At 60.5% G+C, this 7,124-nt stretch carries 8 protein-coding genes and 1 pseudogene; 4 read left to right on the top strand and 5 right to left on the bottom strand.

The annotated features are described in order from the left end of the window. The first annotated feature begins 28 nt into the window (after nucleotides 1-28). Nucleotides 29-505 (top strand): thiol-disulfide oxidoreductase DCC family protein, encoded by a 477-nt coding sequence (locus AC3WMT_RS26370; protein WP_103307149.1) that lies wholly within the window; start codon nucleotides 29-31, stop codon nucleotides 503-505. Nucleotides 506-536: 31 nt separating this feature from the next. On the opposite strand, the gene AC3WMT_RS26365 is transcribed toward AC3WMT_RS26370, so the two are convergent. Then, entirely contained in the window at nucleotides 537-1,664 is a 1,128-nt protein-coding gene (locus AC3WMT_RS26365) for a saccharopine dehydrogenase family protein (protein WP_103307147.1), read from the bottom strand. 114 nt (nucleotides 1,665-1,778) lie between these two features. Between AC3WMT_RS26365 and AC3WMT_RS26360 the strand changes: the two are divergent. Together AC3WMT_RS26360 and AC3WMT_RS26355 are read left to right on the top strand one after the other, a co-directional pair. Further along, nucleotides 1,779-1,922: pseudogene (locus AC3WMT_RS26360) on the top strand (ABC transporter substrate-binding protein); the annotation flags it as partial. A 52-nt stretch (nucleotides 1,923-1,974) separates the two neighbouring features. Continuing rightward, nucleotides 1,975-2,190 (top strand): PLD nuclease N-terminal domain-containing protein, encoded by a 216-nt coding sequence (locus tag AC3WMT_RS26355; RefSeq protein ID WP_103307146.1) that lies wholly within the window; start codon nucleotides 1,975-1,977, stop codon nucleotides 2,188-2,190. Here the strand turns inward: AC3WMT_RS26355 and AC3WMT_RS26350 are convergent. Beyond that, nucleotides 2,187-2,621 (bottom strand): HhH-GDP family DNA glycosylase, encoded by a 435-nt coding sequence (locus AC3WMT_RS26350; protein ID WP_103307144.1) that lies wholly within the window; start codon nucleotides 2,619-2,621, stop codon nucleotides 2,187-2,189. The two genes, AC3WMT_RS26355 and AC3WMT_RS26350, sit on opposite strands and share 4 nt — an antisense overlap. 81 nt (nucleotides 2,622-2,702) lie before the next feature. Between AC3WMT_RS26350 and AC3WMT_RS26345 the strand changes: the two genes are divergently transcribed. Next, nucleotides 2,703-3,080, top strand: coding sequence for a low affinity iron permease family protein (locus AC3WMT_RS26345; protein ID WP_103307143.1), 378 nt, complete (start codon nucleotides 2,703-2,705; stop codon nucleotides 3,078-3,080). 66 nt (nucleotides 3,081-3,146) lie between these two features. Here AC3WMT_RS26345 and AC3WMT_RS26340 read toward each other — a convergent pair whose 3' ends face one another. From AC3WMT_RS26340 to AC3WMT_RS26330, 3 genes are all read right to left on the bottom strand, one after another. Continuing rightward, the gene (locus tag AC3WMT_RS26340) at nucleotides 3,147-4,358 is read right to left on the bottom strand and encodes a zinc-dependent alcohol dehydrogenase (RefSeq protein WP_103307142.1); all 1,212 of its coding nucleotides are present in this window, start codon (nucleotides 4,356-4,358) and stop codon (nucleotides 3,147-3,149) included. 104 nt (nucleotides 4,359-4,462) lie between these two features. Further along, complete coding sequence (gene cydB, locus AC3WMT_RS26335) at nucleotides 4,463-5,461, bottom strand: cytochrome d ubiquinol oxidase subunit II (RefSeq protein WP_103307141.1); 999 nt, start codon at nucleotides 5,459-5,461, stop codon at nucleotides 4,463-4,465. Further along, nucleotides 5,458-6,837: a cytochrome ubiquinol oxidase subunit I gene (locus tag AC3WMT_RS26330; protein WP_103307139.1), complete on the bottom strand. Its 1,380-nt coding sequence runs from the start codon at nucleotides 6,835-6,837 to the stop codon at nucleotides 5,458-5,460. Before AC3WMT_RS26330 ends, cydB begins: the two co-directional genes overlap by 4 nt. Between the last annotated feature and the right edge of the window lie 287 nt (nucleotides 6,838-7,124).

Here is a 7,124-nt window from a genome sequence, read left to right as displayed (position 1 = left end):
GTCACCCCCAACCCAATGGACCCACACCATGCCAACCGCGCAACCCCGCCCTACCCCCGCGCCACTGCTCAAGCCCGGCGAAACGGTGGTGCTGTTCGACGGTGTGTGCAAACTGTGCAATGGCTGGGCGCGGTTCCTGATTCGGCATGATCATCAGCGGCGTGTGCGCCTGGCGGCGGTGCAGTCGCCCGAGGGCCAGGCGCTGCTCGCGTGGGCGGGGTTGCCGCTGGATCAGTTCGACACCATGGCGGTGATTCGTGACCGGCATTACTGGGAACGCTCGGATGCCTTTTTCGAAGTCATCAAGCAGTTGCCCGGCCGCTGGCAGCCTTTGCGACTGCTGCGCATCTTTCCACGCGTGCTGCGCGACTGGGGCTATGACCGCGTTGCGCTGAATCGTTATCGACTGTTCGGCAAATACGATACCTGTCTGTTGCCCAATCCCGACCACGAACAGCGCTTTCTGAAAATGGCGCCGCCGTCTGCCGCTGACTCCGACAGCTGACCAGCGAGGTCAGCAGCCAGATAGTGTCTGTTCAGCGCTGCCCGTCAGAAAATTGCACGGACAGGCTCAGGTTGGCCGGATCGTTGATCGCCGCCAGGTATTCGTCGACGCTGATTTCCCCGACACATGGCCGGGCACCGGGTGACGGCACGTAGCCCTGAGCCATTTTTGCCGCCAGCGCCACAGCGGCGCAGCTTGGGATTTCCGGGCCCCTGTCATTCAGGGCGGTGAGTTGCGCGGTCATCGACAGCGGTTTGCCGTCAACGCCCACGCCCTGAACATCGATGTACATCGCACTTTTGCCATCGCCGAAGCGTTCAAACCGGGTGCCCAGTCGATGCAGGCGTGCCGCCCAGACGGCATGGTCGCGCACCAGCCCGACTTTCAATGCCTGCGCCAGCAGACCATTGGCAATACCGCCGAGCTTCAGTCCGGCGCCAGCCTTGAAACTGAGGGTGTGTGCGCCATAACGACCGGCAAAGATATCCATGTCCGGCACGTCGACGTTCGCCAGCAACCGGGTGCCCAGTTGCGGCATCTTGCGCAAGGTCAGGTCCAGCCAGCCCGACACTTCCTGCACCTGGCCATTCTTCAATTGCCGGATCGGTTTGCCGGCGTAGGCCAGCACGCCTTCGATGGTCGACAGCCCCGGCATCTTCGCCGAGGAGGAAATGCCGTGCTCGATGACGTCGATACGGGAGAATCGATGACGCTGCTGATCAATGATCGCCGAAGACAGCGTTGGCACCGAACTGCAGCCACTGAGGATCGCCACACCTGCGGCTTTCGCCCGCTCATCGAGCAGGCCCACGCCATTGACGAAGGTTCGGCAGTCAGCCAGGTCGCAGTAATTCACCGAGGCGGCGATGCAACTCTCGGCAACCGCATAGGATTGCCCTTGAAACGGGCCACCGGTATGGACCACCAGGTGGATATTGAGCAAACGCAGCGCGGCGCTGAACTCGGGGCCCATGGCATCGCCGCACCAACCTTCGGCGACAGCCCCCGACTGGCTGTTCAGCTCATCGAGCTTGCCTTGCAACTTGTCCGGATTGCGCCCGGAGAGCACCAGCTCCACACCCGGCATGACCGCCAGATGCCGGCAAACAATGCTGCCGAAATTACCGTAGCCACCGACGACCATCACCCTGAACGACATTTCCACTTCCCTACTGACCGGCTGCTGTTTTTCCCGATTGCGCACATCCGCACACGGAGCGTGAAGGATATCGGGCCCGGCGTCGGCAAGCCAATGCCATGACATCAAACGCTCAACGACCCGGTGTTATCGCGCCTGCGTGCCGTGCGCAAGAACCGCATGATCGACATTCCATTCACCCATTTACAGCCGACGGTCAACAGCGGTGCGGTCGCCCTGCATCTGGCCCGGCAACTCAAGGCACTCAACGAAAATTAAATGAACCCGCCGCACCACACGCCACCTAACAAAGACCATCAGGAGGTAGCCAATGCAAATCGAAACCGTGTGGATCGTACTGGCGGCAGTTCTTCTGCTTATTGAACTGTGGGCCATCAATCGGGTGCGTAAAAGCGAGGGCAAATCGAGTAACAAGGGGGTATGGATTGTGCTGATCGTGTTTGTGCCGCTGTTCGGACTGATCGCCTGGGCAATCGCCGGGCCTAAACACATCAGCCAGAATACGGCGTCGCATCCGGGTCGTTAAGGGAACAGCAGCGCGCCGGCTTCACGCATGAAAATCTCGACGGTCTTCGGGCCGATCCCGTCAAATTCCGCCAGGCGTTGCTCGAACGCCTGGCGATCGGCACTTGCGGCAACGATATTGCCGACCTTCCCCGCGTATTCATCATTGAGCTTGTGAGCCAACGCCAGAAGCCGCTTTGCTGTGGTTTCGTCGTAACGCACGTAATGTGCCTCGCCGAGCATCGCCACCAGTTCCCGATGGCTGCAATTGGCCAACTTGCGCGGCGTATCACGCTGCCGTTTTTCCACGATCACTCGATAGGCCTGTGCCGCAATGTCGGCCTGGATGCGTTTGCCCATCAGAAAACTGGCGATCAACCATTTGAACAGCGGCGTCTCATCGCCGTGGCCGAAGTGGATATGCAGGTCCTGCGCGGTGATCGTTTTACTCATTGAGCACTCCGCAATTGTAAAAAAGAATTTCAAAGGTTTGCCGGGGTCTATGCCCTACCTTCCTCAAGAGCTCGTCCATTCATGAAATTTGCGTCTTTCTGTCAGGCCCTGTCCAATTGGGCCGGCAGCTCGAAAACCTTTGTCGCCGCGATCGTCCTGATCATCATCTGGGCACTGACTGGCCCGTACTTTCACTACAACGACACCTGGCAACTGATCATCAACACGTCGACCACGATCATCACGTTCCTGATGGTGTTCCTGATCCAGAACACACAAAACCGCGACAACGATATCTTGCACCTGAAGATCGATGAGCTGATCCGGGCCACCACCGACGCACAGAATGCAACGCTGTGCCTGGACAAAATGGGTACCCGGGAACTGCGCAAACTGCGTGCGCATTACAGCTCCCTCGGGGAAAACGACGAGATCAATGTCGACTCGACCGCAGACTGAACGACTGAAAGTGGAGTGCATGGGGCACTCCACTTTCTGCTCTATCAACCGATCAAGTTGCTGGCACTAAAGCAGGTGTCTCAATCGTCTCCGCCAACGGCACATCACTGCCGCCGGCGTGAGGATCACCTTGCGGCAGTTTTGCTCTTTCTTGTCGAAGATCTTGTAGCCCTCGGCGGCCTGTTCCAGAGACATCCGGTGGGTGATGATCGCCTCTGGCTGCAAGCGCCCGGTCTCGATATGGCCGAGCAGTTCGGGCAGGAAGCGCTGCACGTGGGTCTGGCCCATCTTGAACGTCAGGCCTTTATCGAATGCATCGCCAAACAGGAAACCGTGGATCGGTCCGGAATACACGCCGGGCACACTCACCACCCCGCCCCGGCGCACCGCCGCAATGCATTGGCGCAACGCCTTGCCGCTGCCGCCCTCGATTTTCAGCGTGGCCATGATGGTTTCCGTGGTACTGCCCTTGGCTTCGAAGCCCACTGCGTCGATCACCGCATCGACACCACGACTGCCGGGCGTCTGGCGAATGATGGTGTCGGCCGGATCATCGTCGTCATCGAAGTTGATCGGGATCACGCCGTAGGTGCGCTGCGCATACTCCAGCCGATAGGCGTGGTGATCGACCATGAAGATGCGTTCGGCACCGAGCATTCGCGCGCAGGCAGCGCTGAGCAAGCCGACTGGCCCCGCGCCGTAGATCGCGATGCTTGAACCCTGGCCGATACCGGTGTTGGTCACGGCTTGCCACGCGGTCGGCAGGATGTCGGAGAGGAACAACACTTTCTCGTCCGACAACGTCCCCGGCACTTTGAACGGCCCGGTATTGGCCTTTGGCACCCTCACCAGCTCTGCCTGGCCACCGGGAATGCCGCCATACAAACGGCTATAACCGAACAGTGCAGCCGGCGGCGGGATGACCTTTTTGTTCAGCGCCCCGCCCGGGCCCGAGTTGGTCGTTTCGCAGGCAGCGTACTGTTGCAGTTGGCAGAAGAAGCAATCACCACAGGCGATCACGAACGGAATCACCACCCGATCGCCACGCTGTACCGCCGACACCGCCGAACCTGTTTCCTCGACGATGCCCATGAACTCATGGCCGAAGATATCGCCATGCTCGACCGTGGGAATCTTGCCGCGATACAGGTGCAGGTCCGAGCCGCAAATGGCCGTGGCCGTGACCCGCAGAATGATATCGTCCGGCGCTTCGATGATCGGGTCCGGCACGGTTTCGACTCTGACATCATGGGCGCCGTGGTAGGTCATTGCTCGCATGGGGGTGTCCTCGTACGTTCGAATGAAAGGATGGCTGCTTCATTTTCGGAAGGACAAACGCCGACGCGAGTTCATAACGTTTGGGCTTATTCGGATCAGTGGCGTCATTCGCCAATCCGCACCTTGCCGCTGAAGACTTTGAAGCCATAGGTGTTGTAGACCAGCGTCAGCGGAATCAGCACGGCGAAACCGATCAGCATGAACACCTGACTTTTCGGGCTGGACGTGGCGGCTTGCAAGGTCAGATCCGGCGGCACGATCAAGGGAAACAACGCCGTCAGCATCAAGGCAAATGCGAGGATGAACACCCCCAACGCCGCGAACAACGGCAAGGCGTGGAAGCGGCTGCGAAACCCCAGCAGGAAGAATGCGAGCAATGCGATCAGCAGCGCTGTCGACGGCAGCCACACACGAGCGTCGGTCAGTCGTTGCCAATACTGCCCCTGCAGCAGCGCCGTCCAGAGCACCAGCACCAGCAACAATCCCACGGTGACCAGCGCCAGCACTTTCGCCTGGCGTGCGCAGCGATTTTGCAGGTCATCCACGGTGCGCCAGTACAGCCAACTCGCCCCCAGCCACGCGTAGCCCGACACCAGCACCAGACCACAAAACAACGGAAACGGCGTCAGCCATTCAGCGCCATTGCCGCTGTACTGACCATTCGCGTGCGGTACACCCTGCACCAACGTCCCCAGCACTACCCCCTGAATGGCACCGGTGGCCAGCGAACCGACCAGCAACACGCCATCGACCATGCGCTTGGTCTTTTCGCTCGGCGCGTAGTCGCGAAACTCAAGGGCCACCGCGCGCAGAATCAACGCCAGGAACATCAGAATAAAAGGCAGGTACAACGCCGGCAGCAACACCGCATATGCCAACGGAAACAGCGCCAGCAGCCCGCCGCCACCCAGCACCAGCCACGTTTCGTTGGCGTCCCAGATCGGCAGAATGGTCACGGCCATGGCGCGGCGATCATGACTGGATCGGGTCAGCCCCATCAGCATGCCCACACCGAGGTCGGTGCCATCGAGCAGCACATAATTCATCACCGAAAAGGCCAGGGCGGCGGCACACAGCAGCGTGATCCAGTCGGTGTCGATCATCGGGAGTGCCCCGTTTCATCGGCCAGGGTCGGCTGTGGTCCGGGTTCGTCTTCGTGGGGTGGTTCGCGCAGAACGCGCAACAGCACCCACAGCCCGATGCCGAAGATCAGCAGATAAAACAACAATATCAGCCAGGTCGATGTCAGCACCTGCGCGCGGGAAACCGGCGACAGACTGTGCGCCGTGCGTAACAGACCGTAGACGGTGAACGGCTGTCGGCCAACCTCGGTGACCACCCAGCCGCTGAGCATCGCCACGAAACCAGCCGGCGCCAGCAGCACGCTGCTCCACAACCACCAGCGGGCGACGTAGAGTCTGTGCCGTCGACGCATCAGCAGACTGACCACGCCCTGCCCCAGCATCAACAGGCCCAGCCCGACCATCAGCCGAAAGGCGAAAAACACCGGCGCCACCGGCGGAATGTCCTGCGGCGGGAACTCGTCCAGCGCGGCGATGCTGCCGCTCAAGTCGTGCGTCAGGTATAGAGAGCCGATGCGCGGGATCGCCACCTCCCAGTGATTGCGGCGCTCGCTCATGTCCGGCCAGGCAAACACACGCAAGGGCTCGCCCGCCCCTTCGGCCGGGCGAGTCCAGGAACCTTCGATGGCCGCAACTTTTTGCGGCTGGACCAGCAAAGTGTTTTGCCCGTGCAGATCGCCGACCACGATCTGCAACGGCATCAGCACGACAATCGTCCACAGCGCCATGGAAAATTGCAGGCGCGCCCGCGGATTGCCCGACGCCTTCAACAGTTGCCACGCACTGGCGCCAGCCACCAGGGTGGCGGTGCCGAGCAGCGCGGCCAGGGTCATGTGCAGCAGACGATAGGGAAACGACGGATTGAAGATGATCGCCCACCAGTCTTCGGCGATGAATCGGCCGTCGGCGGCAAGCGCATAGCCCACGGGCGTGTGCATCCACGAATTGGCTGAAAGGATCCAGAACGCGCTAATCAACGAGCCCACTGCCACCGAACACGTGGCAAAAAAATGCAGACGCGGGCCGACCTTTTTCATGCCGAACAGCATGATCCCGAGGAAACCGGCCTCAAGAAAAAACGCCGCGAGCACTTCGTAAAACATCAAAGGCCCGAGCACATCCCCCGCCTGCACCGCCAGCCGCGACCAGTTCAGCCCAAACTGATATTCCAGAATCAGCCCTGAAGCGACGCCCACCGCCACATTGAGAGCAAACACCTTGAGCCAGTAGCGATAGATGTCCAGATAGATCTTGCGCCCGCTCTTCAGCCAAAGCGCTTCGAGGACCATCAGGAAATTCGCCAGGCCGATGCTCAACGCCGCCAGCACGATATGAAAACTGATGGTGATCGCGAACTGGCTGCGCGCCGCCATCAGCGCGGATTCAACGGTATCCATGGCGGCGTCCGGTTTGCGGGTCGTTGCGCATCGCGTCGTCCTCATAGGCATATCGCCTGTTGTGAGTTGGACATCAGCGCGGCCGCGCAAATTCATCACAAGCGGTGATCTGCAATGCCGGCCGGGGGCTGTTCATGCAGGCTGCACGAAGGCCTTTTGCCCCGGCCTCGCGCAAACCCTTGCGCCAGCGCGGTTGGCGGTTTCGGATCGAGTTGGCACAGCAAATGCGACAGCTTCAGGGACTCCACAGCGCCGTGGCACAACGGCCTGTGTTCAATCCGTGAAAG

It is taken from the genome of Pseudomonas sp. FW305-7, from assembly GCF_058786735.1.
The sequence above is the reverse complement of the archived record's forward strand: the minus strand, read 5'-3'. Positions and strand labels throughout refer to the sequence as shown.